The 17,419-nt window shown below is 62.4% G+C and carries 13 protein-coding genes; 4 read left to right on the top strand and 9 right to left on the bottom strand.

What is annotated here, in order from left to right; translation table 11 throughout:
• The first annotated feature begins 109 nt into the window (after nucleotides 1-109).
• On the top strand, nucleotides 110-1,570 hold the full coding sequence (locus M1E16_RS13120; RefSeq protein WP_458130182.1) for an aldehyde dehydrogenase family protein: 1,461 nt from the start codon (nucleotides 110-112) through the stop codon (nucleotides 1,568-1,570).
• Between the two features lie 234 nt (nucleotides 1,571-1,804).
• Here the strand turns inward: M1E16_RS13120 and M1E16_RS13115 are convergent, their stop codons facing one another.
• The 4 genes from M1E16_RS13115 to M1E16_RS13100 all read right to left on the bottom strand — a co-directional run bounded on the left by M1E16_RS13115 (nucleotide 1,805) and on the right by M1E16_RS13100 (nucleotide 6,433).
• The gene (locus M1E16_RS13115) at nucleotides 1,805-2,497 is read right to left on the bottom strand and encodes a type 1 glutamine amidotransferase domain-containing protein (protein ID WP_458130181.1); all 693 of its coding nucleotides are present in this window, start codon (nucleotides 2,495-2,497) and stop codon (nucleotides 1,805-1,807) included.
• A 148-nt stretch (nucleotides 2,498-2,645) separates the two neighbouring features.
• Nucleotides 2,646-3,899, bottom strand: a complete 1,254-nt coding sequence (locus M1E16_RS13110; RefSeq protein WP_458130180.1) for an OprD family porin — start codon at nucleotides 3,897-3,899, stop codon at nucleotides 2,646-2,648.
• A 90-nt stretch (nucleotides 3,900-3,989) separates the two neighbouring features.
• Nucleotides 3,990-5,294 (bottom strand): CitMHS family transporter, encoded by a 1,305-nt coding sequence (locus tag M1E16_RS13105; RefSeq protein WP_305494673.1) that lies wholly within the window; start codon nucleotides 5,292-5,294, stop codon nucleotides 3,990-3,992.
• Nucleotides 5,295-5,350: 56 nt separating this feature from the next.
• Nucleotides 5,351-6,433, bottom strand: a complete 1,083-nt coding sequence (locus M1E16_RS13100) for a 4-oxalomesaconate tautomerase (RefSeq protein WP_458130179.1) — start codon at nucleotides 6,431-6,433, stop codon at nucleotides 5,351-5,353.
• Between the two features lie 168 nt (nucleotides 6,434-6,601).
• On the opposite strand from M1E16_RS13100, the gene M1E16_RS13095 reads away from it, so the two are divergent.
• Nucleotides 6,602-7,492 carry a LysR family transcriptional regulator gene (locus tag M1E16_RS13095; RefSeq protein WP_024777250.1) on the top strand — a complete coding sequence of 297 codons (891 nt, stop codon included), beginning with the start codon at nucleotides 6,602-6,604 and terminating at the stop codon, nucleotides 7,490-7,492.
• Between the two features lie 62 nt (nucleotides 7,493-7,554).
• The gene (locus M1E16_RS13090; RefSeq protein ID WP_458130178.1) at nucleotides 7,555-8,349 is read left to right on the top strand and encodes an SDR family NAD(P)-dependent oxidoreductase; all 795 of its coding nucleotides are present in this window, start codon (nucleotides 7,555-7,557) and stop codon (nucleotides 8,347-8,349) included.
• A 21-nt stretch (nucleotides 8,350-8,370) separates the two neighbouring features.
• Here the strand turns inward: M1E16_RS13090 and dctA are convergent, their stop codons facing one another.
• Both dctA and M1E16_RS13080 read right to left on the bottom strand, forming a co-directional pair.
• Complete coding sequence (dctA, locus tag M1E16_RS13085; RefSeq protein WP_458130177.1) at nucleotides 8,371-9,678, bottom strand: C4-dicarboxylate transporter DctA; 1,308 nt, start codon at nucleotides 9,676-9,678, stop codon at nucleotides 8,371-8,373.
• 97 nt (nucleotides 9,679-9,775) lie between these two features.
• On the bottom strand, nucleotides 9,776-10,945 hold the full coding sequence (locus M1E16_RS13080; protein WP_434604925.1) for a mandelate racemase/muconate lactonizing enzyme family protein: 1,170 nt from the start codon (nucleotides 10,943-10,945) through the stop codon (nucleotides 9,776-9,778).
• A 99-nt stretch (nucleotides 10,946-11,044) separates the two neighbouring features.
• Between M1E16_RS13080 and M1E16_RS13075 the strand changes: the two genes are divergently transcribed.
• Nucleotides 11,045-11,953, top strand: coding sequence for a LysR family transcriptional regulator (locus M1E16_RS13075; protein WP_434623768.1), 909 nt, complete (start codon nucleotides 11,045-11,047; stop codon nucleotides 11,951-11,953).
• On the opposite strand, the gene M1E16_RS13070 is transcribed toward M1E16_RS13075, so the two are convergent.
• The 3 genes from M1E16_RS13070 to M1E16_RS13060 form a co-directional block, all read right to left on the bottom strand.
• Nucleotides 11,927-13,024 (bottom strand): alpha/beta hydrolase, encoded by a 1,098-nt coding sequence (locus M1E16_RS13070; protein WP_458130176.1) that lies wholly within the window; start codon nucleotides 13,022-13,024, stop codon nucleotides 11,927-11,929. The two genes, M1E16_RS13075 and M1E16_RS13070, sit on opposite strands and share 27 nt — an antisense overlap.
• Before the next feature lie 133 nt (nucleotides 13,025-13,157).
• Nucleotides 13,158-16,247 (bottom strand): efflux RND transporter permease subunit, encoded by a 3,090-nt coding sequence (locus M1E16_RS13065; RefSeq protein ID WP_458130175.1) that lies wholly within the window; start codon nucleotides 16,245-16,247, stop codon nucleotides 13,158-13,160.
• Nucleotides 16,244-17,386 (bottom strand): efflux RND transporter periplasmic adaptor subunit, encoded by a 1,143-nt coding sequence (locus M1E16_RS13060; RefSeq protein WP_458130174.1) that lies wholly within the window; start codon nucleotides 17,384-17,386, stop codon nucleotides 16,244-16,246. Before M1E16_RS13060 ends, M1E16_RS13065 begins: the two co-directional genes overlap by 4 nt.
• Nucleotides 17,387-17,419 lie beyond the last annotated feature (33 nt).

Here is a 17,419-nt window from a genome sequence, read left to right as displayed (position 1 = left end):
AGATACGGCAGATTCTCCTTTGGGCACTTGAACAACGGCACATTTTGTCCGGGCGGCTTTGTTAGCTTATTGAGCAGACTCGACATGCCGCTCTAAAGGAACGCCTTGGATGACTATTCAATCTTCGAATCGCTACAGTGTTGATCCGCAAACGGCTCAGCGGCTTTATATCAATGGCGGTTGGTCTGCGCCGGCCAGCCCGGCCAGCCTGCCGGTGGTCAACCCGGCGACCGAAGAAGTGGTCGCCCAGGTTGCCAGCGGTTCTGCCGAGGATATCGATCGGGCGGTAGCAGCGGCGCGCGCCGCGTTTGCCGGTTGGTCTGCCACCTCCACGGCGTCGCGCGCGCTGCTGCTGGGCAAGATCCATGAGCTTATCCTTGAGCGAAAAGAAGCGTTTGCCCAGGCGATCTCCCTGGAAATGGGCTCGGCCATCGCTGCCGCACGTGCAATGCAGGTGCCCCTGGCGGCCGAACACGTTCGGGTCGCGCGCGATCTGCTGTCCACTTATTGCTTCCAGACGCTCGAGGGCACGACGGCGATCCGGCGCGAACCCATAGGCGTCTGCGGTCTGATCACGCCTTGGAACTGGCCGCTTTACCAGATCACAGCAAAAGTCGCCCCGGCGCTGGCGGCCGGATGCACGGTGGTGCTCAAGCCCAGTGAGCTGTCACCGCTGAGCGCCCTGCTGTTTGCACAGGTGGTGCATGACGCGGGCCTGCCACCGGGGGTCTTCAACCTGGTGAACGGCAGCGGCCCTGTGGTCGGCGCGGCGATGGCCGCACACGCTGATATCGACATGATTTCGATCACCGGCTCAAACCGCGCGGGCACGCTGGTGGCACAGGCGGCCGCCCCGACGGCGAAGCGGGTCGGCCAGGAACTGGGCGGCAAATCGCCGAACATATTGCTTCCCGATGCGGACTTTGCCAAAGCCGTCCCGGCCGGCGTGCTGGCGGCGCTGCGCAACGTTGGACAATCCTGCAGCGCCCCGACCCGCATGATCGTTCCCAAGGACCGACTGGCTGAAGTCGAAGCGCTGGCGGCCGCAACCGCCAACGCGATCATCGTTGGTAATCCGCAATCGCCGGAAACGGTACTCGGCCCGATTGCCAATCAAGCCCAGTTCAATCGCGTGCAGGCGATGATCGAGACCGGCCTGCACGAAGGCGCAAAGCTGCTTTGCGGCGGCCCCGGACGCGTGCCCGGTTTTGAAAAGGGTTACTACACCCGCCCGACGGTTTTCTCCGAAGTCAATAACGCCATGCGCATCGCTCAGGAGGAAATCTTCGGGCCGGTGCTGTGCATCATTGCCTATGAAACGATCGACGAGGCGGTGGCTATTGCGAACGATACGGTCTACGGGCTGGGCGCCCACGTCCAGTCACAAGACCTTGACCTGGCGCGCGCGGTGGCTTCTCGGATCCGCGCCGGGCAAGTGCTCCTGAACTACCCCGCCTGGAATCCCATGGCGCCCTTCGGTGGCTACAAGCGATCAGGAAACGGGCGTGAGTACGGCGTCTTCGGGCTTGAGGAATATCTGGAAACCAAAGCGATCGTCGGGTTCGGCTGATTGCCCTATGCCGTCGCCCGAATGGTTTCAGTACGACAGTTTATTCAAGAAAAAAAGACCCCGTGGCGAGGGAGCTTGCTCCCGCTGGGTCGCGAAGCGGCCCCAAAACCTGCCGAATGCGGAATATCAGAGTCACCTTGACCACCGATTCACGACTGCTGCGCAGCCGAGCGGGAGCAAGGTCCCTCGCCACGGGTTTGTCGATTGCCTCACAGGCGGCGGAGTGAACCTGACTTAACCCGCCTGTTCCGCCTCCAACCGCTTGAGCAACGCCTTGGCGGCCGCTTCGGATGAGGCGGGATTCTGCCCGGTGATCAGATGCCCGTCCTCGACCACATGGCTGCCCCAGTCCGCCCCTTTGGAATACTCGCCGCCCTTGGCCTTGAGCATATCCTCGACCAGGAACGGGACCACTTCGGTCAGCCCCACCGCCTCTTCTTCGGAATTGGTGAAACCGGTGACTTTTTTACCCTTGACCACCGGCTGGCCATCCGGGGCGTTGACGTTCTTGAAGACTCCGGGCGCGTGGCAGACGGCCGCGATGGGTTTATTCGCTGCGTAAAACGCTTCGACGAGGGTCTTGGAGTCGGTGTCCTCCGCGAGATCCCAAAGGGGGCCATGACCGCCGGGATAAAACACCGCATCGAAGTCATAGGGGTCGACCTCGCCCAGCGGCAAGGTGTTGGCCAACACCGCTTGGGCCTGGGTGTCGGCGCCAAAGCGACGGGTTGCATCAGTCTGGGCGTCCTCTTCATCGCTCTTGGGGTCCAGCGGTGGTTGCCCGCCCTTCGGCGACGCAAGCGTGACCGTGGCCTCGGCATCGACGAACACGTAATAGGGAGCGGCGAATTCTTCCAGCCAGAAGCCGGTTTTCTTGCCGGTGTCGCCCAACTGATCGTGAGATGTAAGGACCATTAGAATCTTCATGTGAACCTATCCTCCGCGCGGTGAATGGGCGACGTGCGTGCGCCCTGTACTAGTGTCAGAGGCTGTGTTGGGGGAGACGTTCAAGCGGGTGTAGGGAACGCCATGATTTCGTCATGCCCCATTTCCGCCCTCGGCGCAGGCCAAGCCACTACCAAAGCGCAACATCGTAGGTCAGGTAGAGACGATTACTGTCACGGCCCCTGGCAAAATCCGAGCGATAGACATAGTTGCGCAGTTTCACACCCAGTCCCTTGAAAGTGCCCTGCTGCACGACATAGGCCACTTCTGCATCACGCTCCCATTCCTTCACCGCGCTGTTGGGCTTGCCATCGTCACCGCTGAGATAACGACTGGAAAACGTCAGGCCGGGAATGCCAAGGCGCGCGAAGTCGTAGCCGTAACCGAGCATCCAGGTCTTCTCGTCTTCCTCGATGAATTTGCCGATCCCGGCATTGCTGAAGGAATAGACCGTCGCCCCGCTGATATAAGGCAAACCCCCTTCCCCGCTGAGTTTCTGGTAGCCGGCGCTGAAGGTGTGGCCCACGACGGCATAGGACAGCAGCCCGCTGAGCATGTCGTTATCGATGTTCCCGCCGTAGGCCGAGCCGGCATCGGCGCTGTTGAAATAGCGCAGATCGCTGGTGAGAACCCCGGGGCCAAGCGGCAGGTCGTGCTGGATGCCAGCGAAGTTCTGTCGATAGAAGTTCTCCAGCTCGCCATAGAAGTAGCTCAGGCGCAGGGTCTTGCCCAACTTGTAGTCGGCGCCGGCGTAGCTGAAGTCGCCTGACTGATCGCCACCATAACCGTCGGGCACGATCGGCATGCTGTCGCTTGAATCGCGCAGTTTGAAACGCTGCAGATGCCCGCCAGTCAGGCTGAGATTGTCGATGTCGCTGCTGTTGATCTGGGTCCCCTGGTAGGTCTGCGGCAACAGGCGCGCGTCGTTGTAGATCAGCACCGGGTTCTTCGGCAACAGGGTGCCGTGCTTGAGGGTGGTCTTGGCCACCCGGGCCTTGGCGGTCATGCCGGCGCTGGCAAACTCGTCGGCGGCGCGCCCGTCGTCATGCACCGGTAGCAGGCCCGTGCCGCTGCGCCCGCGCCCGGAATCAAGCTTGACCCCCAGCAGGCCCAGGGCATCGACGCCGAAACCGACGGTACCCGGGGTATAACCTGACTGGTAATCCAACAGGAAACCCTGGGCCCATTCGGTTCGCTCGCTCTTGGCGGTCCTCGCGGCCCGCGCGCTCATGCCATGTTCGTCGCGAAAGTTTTCGTTGAAGTAGACGTTGCGCACTTGCAACTTCAACTTGCTGTCGTCGATGAAACCTTCGGCGCTGGCCGTGGACAGCGGCAACAGGCCGAGGATCGGAAACCAGGCCGCTCGGGTCAGGTAATTGCTCATGTCGGATTTCTCATTGTTGTTATTTGGCGCGCAGGCCAGCGCACTCCCCGAGTGGGGAGCGTCAGGCAAGCAACAAGGTTGTCGGGTGATTCAGGAGAACAGCGTCAGCGCCCCGGTCAGCAGGGCCAACGCGGTAATCACCAGGGAGGTGAGCACCGCCCATTTGAGGGTGGCTTTCTGGAAGTCGCCGAGGTCGCGGTCAACCATGCCCACCAGCAACAGGGTCGAGGCCACCAGCGGACTCATCAGGTGCACCGGCTGGCCGAGAATCGACGCCCGGGCGATTTCCACCGGATGAATGCCGTAGGCGGCAGCGGCGTTGGCCAGGATCGGCACCACACCGAAGTAGTAGGCATCGTTGGACAGCACGAAGGTCAGCGGCATGCTGGTAATCGCCACCACCAGCGGGAACAGATGACCCCAGGATGGCGGGATCCAGTCGACCAGGGTCTGCGCCAGGGCATCGACCATTTTGGTCCCGGAGAAGATCCCGGCAAAAATGCCCGCCGCGAACACCAGCAAGACCACGGTCATGGCGTTGCCCGAATGAGCGAGGATGCGCTCCTTCTGGATATCCAGTTGCGGATAGTTGATCACCAGCGCCAGAACAAAACCGATCAGGAACAGGATCGCCGAATGCATCAGCCCCATCACCAGCGCGACCATCACCGCAATCACCAGCAGCAGATTGACGTAGGCCAGCTTCGGACGCTTGTGCGGCGTGTCTTCCAGGATCGCCTTGATGTAGCAGTCGCCGCCACCGCTTTGCAGCTGGATATTGCCAATGCGCTTGCGCTCGGCGCGGCCCAGCAGGTACGCGGTGAACACCACCCAGGCGGCACCGCCGATCATGGTCGGCAGCAGCGGCACGAAATACTCGCCGGCATCCAGGCCCAGAGCCGCGATGGCGCGGGTCGCCGGCCCACCCCAGGGCGTCATGCCGCTCATGATGCTCAGCGACAGCATCGAGACGGTCGCCAGGATCATCGGATTCATGCCGATGCGCTTGTACAACGGCAGCATCGCAGCGCAGGTGATCATGTAGGTCGTCGTGCCGTCACCGTCCAGGGCCACCAGCAACGACAACAGTGCGGTGCCCACGGCGATCTTCATCGGGTCGCCATTGACGCGTTTGAGAATCTTGCGGATCAGCGGGTCGAACAGCCCGGCGTCGATCATCAGGCCGAAAAACAGAATCGCGAACAGCAGCAGCGCCGCCGACGGCGCGACCATCTTCAGGCCGTCCAGCATCATCTTGCCGGTGGTTCCGCCAAACCCGCCCAGTATTGCGAAGACAATCGGCACGATTGTCAGGGCGACGATCGGCGACAGCCGTTTGGTCATTATCAGGAAGGTAAAGACCACCACCATGGCCAAGCCAAGTAAAGCGAGCATATGTCAGATCTCTTGTTGTTATTGAGTCGCTGATGCAATGACAAAAACGGCCTGGACTATCCGGCCAGGCGCCGGGAAACCGTGGCGTAGACGAAACCCGAGAAGAGCCGACGGGCGGTTCGGACCACCGACGCACGGATGGTCTCACCCTTTTCGCCGGTGTAGGACAACACCACGTCGATGCCGCCGCTGGGGTGCTCGATGCGCACCCGCTGCAAGCGCGGCTCGCTGGCGCCGCCAAGCAGGTTGGCGGCGACGCTGCCGTCGGTCACGCACGCCGTCGCCAGGCCGATCGAGCCGGTAATCGCCAGCGCGCGGTGGCAGTTGTGCGGCATGAAGTAGCGCACTTGAATCGTCCCGCCGCTCTTGGCCGCGGAAACCAGCACCGGCTTGGGAATCACCTTGTCGCTGACGTCGCCCAGGCCCATCGCGAGCCCGGCTTTCAGTCGCAACGACTCCAGGCGTTGCAGGAAAGCCTTATCGGCGTCCAGTTCGGCCGGACTCTCGTCGCCACGCTTGCCCAATTGGCTGGCCTCGATGATCAGCATCGGCATGGCCATGTCGATACAAGTCACCGGGACGCCGTCGATCAGGTCAAGGGCTTTCCCGGTCGGGAAAAGTTTGCCGGTCTTGCTACCCGCGGCGTCAAGGAAGGTCAGTTGCACTGGCGCCGCCGTGCCGGGCACGCCATCGATGGCGGTGTCGCCCTCATAGCTGACCTTGCCTTGCGGAGTCTGCACCTCGGCGTTGACGAAGGTGCCGGTGTTGAGGTTGCGTATACGCACCCGGGTCAGCTCGCCTGTCGCCTTGACCAGGCCCTGCTCGATGGCGAACGGGCCGACGGCGCAGAGCATGTTGCCGCAGTTGGGCGCGGTATCGACCCGCCGCTGGGACACCATGACTTGCACAAAGAGGTAATCCACATCGGCCTCCGGATGCAGTGAAGGACTGACGATCGCCACTTTGCTGGTTTGCGGGCTGCCACCGCCGATGCCATCGATTTCCAGCTCGTGACCGGAACCCATCAGGTTAAGCAGCAACTCGTCTCGTTCGGCGATCACGGCAGGCAAATCCCAGGCGAGAAATACCGGACCTTTGGACGTGCCGCCACGCATGAGTACACAAGGAATTCGTTGCATGACCACTAACTCTTGTTGATCAATCTGGATAATTGATGTTCTGGACACAAGAGTGGCAGGGTTTAAAAAGTGATTCCAATGCAAAGATCGGAGCCATTATTGCGTTTCACAAAAGAATTATTCTACGATCCGGGGCGTGTCCACAGCCCCTTCCCAGCGAGATAAAACATGGAATATGAACTGCAGGACATCCGATCTTTCGTGAAAATCGCCGAACTGGGGAGTTTTCATGAGGCTGCCGATGCGCTGCATCTGTCCCAGCCAGCCCTGAGCCGGCGCATGAAAAAACTAGAGGAAGGCCTGGGAACGGCCCTGCTTGATCGCACCACGCGCAAGGTCAGCCTGACCAGCGTCGGGCGGGATTTCCTGCCCAAGGCGCGACGCCTGCTGGATGATTTCGACGACTCGATCCTCAACATCCGCGAGTTGGCGGAACGACAGATCGGCCGAGTGACCCTGGCCTGCATCCCGACGGCGGCGTTCTACTTCCTGCCCTCGGTGATCCGGCTCTACAACGAGCGCTACCCGAAAATCCGCATCCGCCTGCTGGACCTCAGCGCAAACGAAGGACTGGAGGCGGTACTGCGCGGCGAAGCCGATTTCGGCATCAACATGATGAGCGGCCAGCACCCGGACATCGAATTTGTGCCGCTGGTCAACGAACCCTTTGTATTGGCCTGCCGGCGCGACCATGAACTGGCAGGACGCAGCGCCGTGACCTGGTCGGAACTCAGCGACTATCGATTGATCGGCGTCGGGCGCCTGAGCGGCAACCGCATGTTGCTCGATCACGCGCTGTCTGGCCTGAGCTGGCGCCCGCAGTGGTTCTACGAAGTGCAACATCTCTCCACGTCACTGGGCCTGGTCGAGGCCGGCCTCGGGGTGTCGGCGATGCCCAGCCTGGCAATGCCTGCGGGGGACCATCCGACGCTGGTCAGCGTGCCGCTGATCGAGCCGGTGGTGAACCGGTCACTGGGCCTGGTTTATCGACGAGGGGCTTCGCTGTCGCCTGCCGCAGAGAAATTTGTCTCGATCCTGCTGGAACAGTGGCCGCAGTAGAGCGCTCTTTGCACCGGCAAATCGATGCCATACTGGCTGACCACCATCCTTGGAAGACTGCCATGCCATACGCAATCGGACTTAACCCTGTGGCGCTCGTCAGTGGCGTTGGCAGCGAGACGGGCATCGGCATGGCGATCGCCCGCAGGCTCGGTGCCGCCGGCGCCAGGCTGATCGTTACCGCCAGCAGCGCGCGCATCGAAGAGCGCATCGAGGAACTGCGCGCCGAAGGGTTTGAAGTCGCGGGACGGCCCCTCGACCTCACCGATGAAAACCAGGTACGCGAGTTCGGGTCGTGGGCGGAGTCCGTCTGGGGCCGGATCGACATCCTGGTGAACAACGCCGGCATGGCCATGCAGGGCAGCCCGGAGTCTTTCTCCGAGGTGGCAACCATGGACCTGGCGCTGTGGAACCTGTCGCTGGCGCGAAATGTGACCACGGCTTTCCTGCTGACCCGCGCCGTCCTGCCCGGCATGCAGTCGCGCAATTACGGGCGCATCGTCAATATCAGCTCCACCACCGGCACCCGGTGCAGCAATCCTGGCGAGGCGGCCTACAGCGCCGCGAAGGCCGCCATGGTGGGCATGAGCATGGGCCTGGCGCTGGAGGTGGCCCGGCAGGGAATCACGGTGAACTGCGTCGCACCCGGCTGGATCGCCACCGGCTCGACCACCGCCGAGGAAGCCAATGCCGCGCGCTACACCCCGATGCGCCGGGCCGGTCGCCCGGAGGAAGTCGCCGCGCTGGTCGCCTTCCTCGCCTCTGCCGAGGCGAGCTACATCACCGGGGAAGTGATGGTGGTGGACGGCGGCAACTGCCTGGTCGAGAACAAGGCGCCGGACCGGTCACTGGACTGACCGCATGACCGGTCGGCGTCGTCATTTAGGCGCCAACAGCGCCTTTCGATCGGCCTTCTCTTGTTTCATCGCCGCGATCTCACGCTCGCAGGCTTGCACGTCGAAGGAATTGTCCCACTTGGCAATGGCAAGGGTGCCGATGCCATTGCCGATCAGGTTGGTCACGGCCCGTGCTTCATTGAGGAATCGGTCGATCCCGAGCAGCAACACCAACCCGACCAAGGGGATGGAATGAATCGTGGTGAGTGTCGCGGCGAGGGTCACGAAACCGGCTCCGGCGACACCCGCCGAGCCTTTTGATGTGAGCAGGAACACACCCAGCAGAATCATCTGGTCCATGAACGTCAGCGGCGTATTGGTGGCCTGGGCGATGAAGATCGCCGCCATCGTCAGGTAGATGCAGGTGCCATCGGCATTGAAGGTGTACCCGGTGGGCAAGACCATGCCCACGACTGACTTTCTGCAGCCGAGTTTTTCCAGCTTGACCATCATTCGCGGAAGCACCGCTTCGGTCGAGCAGGTCCCCAGCGTGATGAGGATCTCGTCCTTGAAATAACGAAGGAACTGCATCAGCGGCATCCCCGACCACCGGGCGACCGCGCCCAGCACGACGACGATGAAAATCAGCGTCGTGACATACAGAGCGACCAGCAACTGGCCCAGGGACAGCAAGGTGCCGATGCCGTATTTGCCGATGGTGAATGCCATGCCAGCACCCGCGCCAATCGGCGCCAGGCGCATGACCATCGCGACTATCCTGAACAGCCCCTGCAGGAACAGATCGATGGTGTTGATCAGCGGCTTGCTGGTTTCGCCCATTTGCACCAGGGCGACGCCCATCAACACCGACAGCAGAATCACCTGGAGCATGACGCCATTGGAGAATGCGCCGACAAACGTCTGCGGGATGATATTAAGAAAGAACTCGACGGTACCACCCTGCTCACTCGCCGCCTGGCTGTACTTGCTGACGGAGCTGCCATCAAGGGAGTTGGCATTGATGTTCATCCCGACGCCAGGCTTCACGACGTTCACCACCACCAGGCCGACGACCAGCGCAATGGTCGAAAGGATCTCGAAGTAGATCAACGCCTTCACACCAATCCTTCCGACCTCCTTGATGCTGCCCATCTTGGCGATACCCACGACCACCGTGCCGAAGATGATCGGCGCCAACAGCATCTTGATGAGTTTGATAAAGCCATCGGCGAAGGGCTGGAGCTTGGCCCCGACATTCGGGATGAAGTAACCGATCGCTGCGCCGATCACGATGCCGATCAGTACCTGCACATACAGCTGGCTGTACCAGCGAGACTTGGAGATTTCCACGAGAGCACCTCATTTTATTGTTGTGATGGGCATGTGGCAGGCGTCTGCGCGACGCCCGATGCCGCAGCCTCGTTGGAGGCCGCGGCGATGAGGACGATCAGCCCTCGCCCAGCTCGCGCATGACCGCGTACAGGGCGGACTTGGCTTCGAAACCGACGCCAGGAATATCCGGCAGGCCGACGTAGCTGTTTTCCACGCGGATGCCGTCAGCAAAACCGCCGAACGGCTGGAACACATCGGGGTACGATTCGTTGCCGCCCAGGTGCAAACCGGCAGCGATGTTCAGGGACATCTGATGGCCGCCATGGGGCACCACGCGGCGCGAAGACCAGCCCATCTCCTCCATGACTTTCAGGGTGCGCATGTATTCAACGAGCCCGTAGGACAGGGCGCAATCGAACTGCAGGTAATCGCGATCCGGGCGCATGCCGCCGTGTCGCAGCAGGTTGCGCGCGTCCTGGTGGGAAAACAGGTTCTCGCCGGTGGCCATGGGTAGTTCATAGTGATTGGCGAGCTCGGCCTGGAGCGCATAATCCAACGGATCGCCGACTTCCTCGTACCAGAAGAGGTTGTACTGCTTGATGGCTTCGGCGTACGCGATACCGGTCTCCAGATCGAAGCGGCCGTTGGCATCGACCGCCAGTCGCCGCCCGTCCCCGACCACTTCAAGCACCGCTTCGATGCGCCGGATGTCTTCGTCCAGTGGCACTGCGCCGATCTTCATCTTGACCACGTCATAACCACGATCCAGATAACCCTGCATTTCTGCCTTGAGCTTGCTCTGGTCCTTGCCGGGATAGTAATAACCACCCGCCGCATAGACCCAGACCTTGTCATCCGCCACGCCACCGCGATAACGGTCGGCCAACAGGCGGTACAGCGGCTTGCCTTCGATCTTGGCGACAGCGTCCCACACGGCCATGTCGATGGTGCCGACGGCCACTGAACGCTCACCGTGGCCACCCGGTTTCTCGTTGGTCATCAGGGTTTTCCAGATGGCGAACGGATCCAGGTTGGCGTATTCCTTGTCGATCAGCGTTTCCGGGTCGGCCTCGGTGACTCGCGCCAGGAATCGATCACGCATCAGCGCGCCCTGGCCGTAGCGACCGTTGGAGTTGAAACCGTAACCGATCACCGGTTTGCCATCGCGAATCACATCGGTGACAACCGCCACGACCGAGCAGGTCATTTTCGAAAAATCGATATAGGCATTGGCAATCGGAGAGGCGATGGAAACGGTTTTTTCGCGGATGTCGACGATACGCATGAGGGGTTCCTCTTGTTGTGGTTGACCCCACGTTATGCTTTGCGACGAAACCCGCCCAATGCTATTAATGCCGCGCCCTATGCACAGGAGGCATTGCCCTTGGAACTCGTCTGGCTAGAAGATTTTTCAGCACTTGCAGAGTACGGCAGCTTCGTTCGCGCCGCCGAAGCGCGCCACGTTACGCAGCCGGCTTTCAGTCGCAGGGTCCGTTCGCTGGAAAACTGGATGGGCGTGGATCTGTTTGTGCGCACGCCTCAAGGCGCGACGCTGACCGAGGCTGGAAGGCAGATTCTGCCTGGCGCCCAGGAGGCTGCGAGGCGCCTCTACAGGCTGCGCACCGAGGCCCAGGAAGTCGCCGGAGTGGCCGCCAAGACGCTGCAATTTGCAGCCACGCATTCGCTGTCGTTCACGTTTTTTCCGCGTTGGCTGAGAAGCGCCGAGAATGGCGCGCCGATAGATGCCGTGCGCCTGCACTCCGACAGCATGGCGGTGTGCGAGCAGATGCTGATTCACGGTCAGGTGCAGTTCCTGCTCTGCCATCGGCACCCCGACGTACCGCCACTGTTGGCGCCTGATCAATTCAGCGGAAAAAAGGTCGGCGAGGACGTCCTGATACCCTTGGCGAGTGCCTCGGCCAATTTCGGTACCTCACCGGCGACGTTGCCTTACCTGGCCTACACCGAGGAATCGGGACTCGGGCGTATCGTCGCTCACCGACTCCACGGCAAGGAGGAATACCTGCACCTCAAGCCGCTTTTCAGCAGCCATCTCGCCGCGGTGCTGATGTCCATGGCACTGGAAAGCAAGGGCGTCGCCTGGCTGCCCAAAAGCCTGACAGAACAGGAAATGGCCGACGGGCGCCTGGTCCGGGCGCTGGATGAAAGCTGGGATATTCCATTGGAAATCCATCTCACCCGCCCAACCGCGCCGATCAGCGCAGCGGCAGAGGAGTTCTGGAACAGGCTGAAGGGTCAGGGCGATTCAACTGCCCTGCTCTGCCACCTGTAAAACCCCACGAATCACCCAGGACTGCCATTCGAAATAAGGATTGTAGGTCAGCCGTGCGTGGATCTTCCCCGGCTCGCTGTACCCCCAGTCCGAATACCAGACCTCTTCCCCCGCTTCGCACCGGGCCACTTCGTCGGCGTTGCGGCTGTTGCGGCAGAACCGCAAGGTGCCCGAACGACCGTAGAGCGGGTTGGCTGGCGAGAAGAGGATGCCCATGTGGGAGAACTGGCTGATGCGTTCATCGGCGATGCGGTCGCTGCGCGTCAGGATGCGCCGCTCCTGCGCAGCGCCCTTGTCACCGGTCGGCTCCGCCTGGCCATACCAGATCAATCGGCTCGCGGCATGGGTGAAGCGCCGTTGGAACAGCTCCCGCACGTAGCGCACGTCGACGACTGAATCCTGCTCGGTCAGCACTATCACCACCGGCCGATCGAAGTCTTGCTGCTCGATGAGCCGGCGAACCGCTACGCTGCTGCGGTAGAACTGGGCAAAGCCGTTGGTGGGGACATTGTGGTAGCGCACGGGCGACTGCTGCGGCCGGGAATTGTCGGGCGCAAGGATCCAGGTCTTGAAATGCGCCAGCCAGGGCGTGGCCCAGTCGTAGGACTCGCTCGAGCGAAAGGCCGGGGAAAACAGCACCAGGCCCTTGACGTCCGGGTCCCTGGCGGCATAGGCCAGCGCCAGATTGGCGCCGGTCGAGAAACCGCCCAGGTAGACGTTCGCGAACTCCTTGTGCAGCAACGCAACCTGCTGCTCGACCAACTGTTGCCACTGTTCCAGTTGCACATCGATCAGGTCGGCCGGCTTGGTGCCATGCCCGGGCAGCAATGCGACGCGCACCACGTAGCCTTGGGCGGCCAGATCCCGGGCGATATCGACGAAGGACCAAGGTGAATCCCCCAAGCCATGCAGCAAGAGAATGGCCTTGGTGGAAGGAACATCGGGGCGCACTTCATAAGGTGCGTTCCAGTCCAGCTCATCGGCGCGATTCTCGGTCTGGAACAGGCGCTTTTCCTCAATCCAGGCGCGGGATGCCTGGGCATACGCCTGGAAATTTTCCGCTTCGGTCATGGCATCGGCCGCGCTGGGCTGCCGCGCGCAGCCTGCCGCCATTGCAATGCATGCCAAGGTCGCGGCGACTCCCAGCATGAGCCGGCGCCAAGGCGACGGCACATTCCTGATCTTTGCTGACATCATCAATTGATCACTCCAGCGCTTCGCTGCGAGAAACGTTACCGGTGCGTTTGTACAACCACTGCGCCCCATCGTCCACATAGGAAAACACCACGGGTATGACCAGCAGGCTCAACAGCGTTGACGTGACAAGCCCGCCAATCAGGACGATGGCCATCGGTGCGCGAAAGCTCGGGTCGGCCCCCAGCCCCAGGGCGATTGGCATCATGCCTGCGCCCATCGCGATTGTCGTCATGACAATCGGCCGAGCGCGTTTGCCGCAGGCGTCGAGGATCGCTTCCTGGCGGCTCAGGCCGTCGCGTCGACGCGCGAGGATGATGTAGTCAACCAGCAGGATCGAATTTTTCGTCGCGATACCCATCAGCATGATCAGGCCGATCATCGAGGGCATGGACAATGTCGAGCCGGTCACGAACAGCGCCACGAAGGCCCCAGGCACCGAGAGCACCAGGGCGGCAAGGATCGTCAGCGGTTGCAGGAAATCCTTGAGCAACAGCACCAGGACCATGTAGATGCATAACACTCCGGTCAACATCGCCACGCCGAATCCGGAAGCCAGTTCGCCCATGGCCTCGGCATCGCCTACCGATGTTCGCACCAGGCCTGGCGGTAGGTTCTGCAAGCCTGGCAAGGCCAGAACAGCCTGCTCGATGTCGCCCAACGGTTGGCCGTTCGTCTCGATCTCGATGTTGACATTGCGCATCCGGTCGAACCGTTCGATTTGCGCCGGGCCACTGGTGATCTCCAGCGTCGCCACGTTTTCCAGCGCTACCGGACCACGCGCGCCGGGCACCGGCAGACGTTTCAGCGTCTCGAAGTCCGCGCGGGCGGTGTCGCTCAGCCGCACAACGATAGGCACCTGGCGGTCGCTGAAATTGAGCTTGGCAAGCTCCTGGTCGTAATCTCCCAGGGTGGCCACACGGAGCGTGTCGGCAATCGCGCTCGCGGTCACGCCCAGGTCGGCGGCCCTGGCGAAATCCGGCCGAACCACCAGTTCAGGGCGCATCAGGCTGGCGGTCGAGATCACCGCCCCCACGCCCGGCACGCTACGCAGCTCTCGTTCCACCTGCTGCGCATGCCGAGTGAGCAAGCTAGCGTCCTCACCCGCGAGCACCAGCACGTAGCTTTCCGACTCTCCCATACCGACCTTGATACGCGCGCCAGGCAACACGGCGAGCGCTTCGCGCAGCTGGTTTTCGAGCTGCTGCCGGGTCAGTCCGGGACGCTCGTTGCGGTGCGTCAGGTTAAGCGTCAGCACCGCCGTGCGGACATTCGCGACATCACTGCCGGCCGGTTCGATCAGGTCCGCGCCGGCGCTGCCATCCCCCACCGCGGTGTAGACCTTTCTGACGTGCTGATTTTGCATGACTATCTGCCGCGCTTGCTCAGCCAACGCCAGCGTGTCGCCCAGTTTGCTGCCGGGCGCAAGCGTGAGGGTGACCTGGGTCTGCCAGTCGTCATCCGGCGGGATGAAGGTGCCCGGCAAAACGGTGGCGAGCAGCAGTCCCCCGGCGAAAAAAGCCACCGCGCCGAGGGTGGTCACCGCGCGATGGCGCAAGCACCAGCGTGCCCAGGACAGGTAGCGGTTTATCCACCCGGGCGCATCGTGGGCCGGCCTTTTCGGCGCGCGCATCAGGTAGGCCGCCATCATGGGCGTCAGCAAGCGGGCGACGAGGAGGGAGAAAAACACCGCGGTTGCCGCCGTCCAGCCAAACTGGACGAAGAACTTGCCGACCGTACCGCTCATGAAAGCCGTGGGCAGGAACACCGCGATCAGCGTGAATGCCGTGGCGACCACCGCCAGGCCGATTTCATCGGAAGCATCCATGGCGGCTTTATAAGGTTTCTTGCCCATCTGCAAATGGCGCCCGATGTTCTCGACCTCGACGATGGCGTCGTCCACCAGCACGCCGATGACCAGCGACAGCGACAATAGCGTCACGGTGTTGAGGGTGAACCCCATCCAGTGCATTACGGCGAACGTCGGTATCGCCGACAGCGGCAACGCGACGGCCGAAACGAAGGTCGCGCGCCAATCCGGCAGAAACAGGAACACCACCAGCACCGCGAGCGCCGCGCCTTCATAAAGCAGGTGCATGGAGCCCCGATAATTCTCGATCACTGGGTCGACGAAGTTGAAAGCCTGGGTGACGGTGATTTCGGGGTAACGGGTCTTGAGCAACTCCAGGGCGGCGCGTACGCCTTCATCCACCTCGATTTCGCCGGCCCCTCTGGCCCGGGTGATTTCAAAGCCGACCACTGGCTTACCGTCGAGGAACGCCGCCGACCGGGGTTCGCCGACGGTATCGAAGACCGTTGCCAGCTGGTCGAGCCGGACACGCCGGCCGTCGCTCAAGGTCACGTCAAGCAAGGCGATTTCCGCGGCCGACTGCACCGTGGCGAGGGTGCGCACCGTCTGCTCGGCGCCGCCAAGGTCAACGCGTCCGCCCGATGCCTCTTGCTGGATCAGGCGCAGCTGGCGAGAGACGTCCAGGGCCGAGGTGTTCAGCGCCAGCAGACGCGCGGGATCGAGGTCGATGCGAATCTCCCGGGCCACCCCACCGACCCGAGTGACGGCCCCCACGCCAGGCACCGCCAGCAAGGCCTTGCTGACGTTGTTATCGACAAACCAGGACAGCGCTTCGTCGTCCATCCGCTTGGCCGAAACCGTGTAGGTCAGGATCGGCGAACCGGCGAGTTCGATCTTGCGGACCACCGGGTCGCGCAAGTCGGCGGGCAAGTCGGCCCGGACCCGTGACACCGCATCACGCACGTCATCCAGCGCTTCCTGGGTGGGCTTGTCGAGGTGGAACTCGATCGAGATAGCGGCGTTGCCGTCGGTCAGGATGCTCTGGATATGCTTGACGCCCTGCACGGTTGCGAGCGAATCCTCGAGCTTGCGGGCCACGTCATTTTCCAGTTGCGCGGGCGAAGCCCCGGGCAGCTCGGCCGACACGCTGACCATGGGCAGATCGACGTCAGGGAAGTTCTGCACCTTCATCTTCCAGAAGCCCATCAAGCCGGCGAAGGTCAGCAGGATGAACAACAGGACCGAAGGCGTCGGATTGCGGATCGACCAGGACGACAAGTTGAGGCTCATTTCGCACTCCCAGGTGCTGGGTGGTTGTTCATTGGGTCGGTGCGCGCCTGGACAACCCGGACGAGGTCACCCTCGGCAAGAAAACCACCGCCGGTTTCGACCACTGCGGCGCCAGCGTCGACACCCGCGGTTATCTCGATACGGTCGCCAACGCGGCGGCCGACCGTCACCTTGACCTGGCTCACCTTCAAGTGCGGTCCTACCTGCAGCACGTAATTAAAACCGTCACGCTGCAGCACGGCGCTTTGGGGCAGCGTCATCATCCGTTCGGCGGCCACTTCGAACTCGCCCCGGGCAAACATTCCGGCACGCGCCGCCGTGCCCGTGGGCAAGTCGACATAGACCAGGCCGTTACGAGTCTGCAGGTCGACCGTCGGCGCAACCCTGCGCACCCGGCCCTCTATCGCCCCGCCATTGACCGGAGTTACCTGCGCGAGCTGGCCGGGGCTGAACTTGACAAGGTCGGGGGCCGCGACTTCGGCGCGCCATTCGAGCCGTCCGTTGCGAATCAAGCGAAACAGCTCCTGGCCAGCGGGCAGTACCGCGCCCACCGTGGCACTGCGCGCCGAAATCACCCCGTCATCGGGGGCCAGGACCTGGGTCTGGGCCAGACGCAGGTGCTGGACGCGCTCCAGCGCCCTGCCTGCCTCCAGCCGCGCCTGAGCCGTGCGTTCGGCCGTCAGCTGTTGATGAACCTCCTGCTTCGACAGCGCCCCGCTCGACTGCAATTGACGGGCGCGCTGCGCATTGGCTCGCGCCTCGGCAAGCGTCGCTTGCGCTTCGGCGGTGGCGGCGCGACGCTGGGCGAGTTCAGCGGCCATCGTCTCGGCGCTGAACGTGGCAAGTACCTGGCCGCGCCGGACCACATCGCCGACGTTGACCATGACCTCGGCCAACCGCAAGCCATCGGCCTCGGTGCCGACACTGGCTTCCTGCCAGGCGACAATGTTGCCGTTCGCCTGGATACGGATCGGCAACATGGACGATTGCAGTCGGGTGACGGCCACCGTCAGCGCCGGCCTGGCAGGCACGTCGGCCTTGACCTGGCGAGGACCGGGCGAAACAACGGTCATCCCGACGGCAATGGCGCAGGCCATGGTCACGACAAACAGCACGACATGCCGTGTTTTTCTTTTCATAGGGTTGGTATTCCTGCGCAAGAAGCCGCGTTG

It is taken from the genome of Pseudomonas sp. Z2-11 (assembly GCF_054161305.1).
Note: the sequence above shows the minus strand (reverse complement) of the source record. Positions and strands in the feature narration are given on the sequence as shown.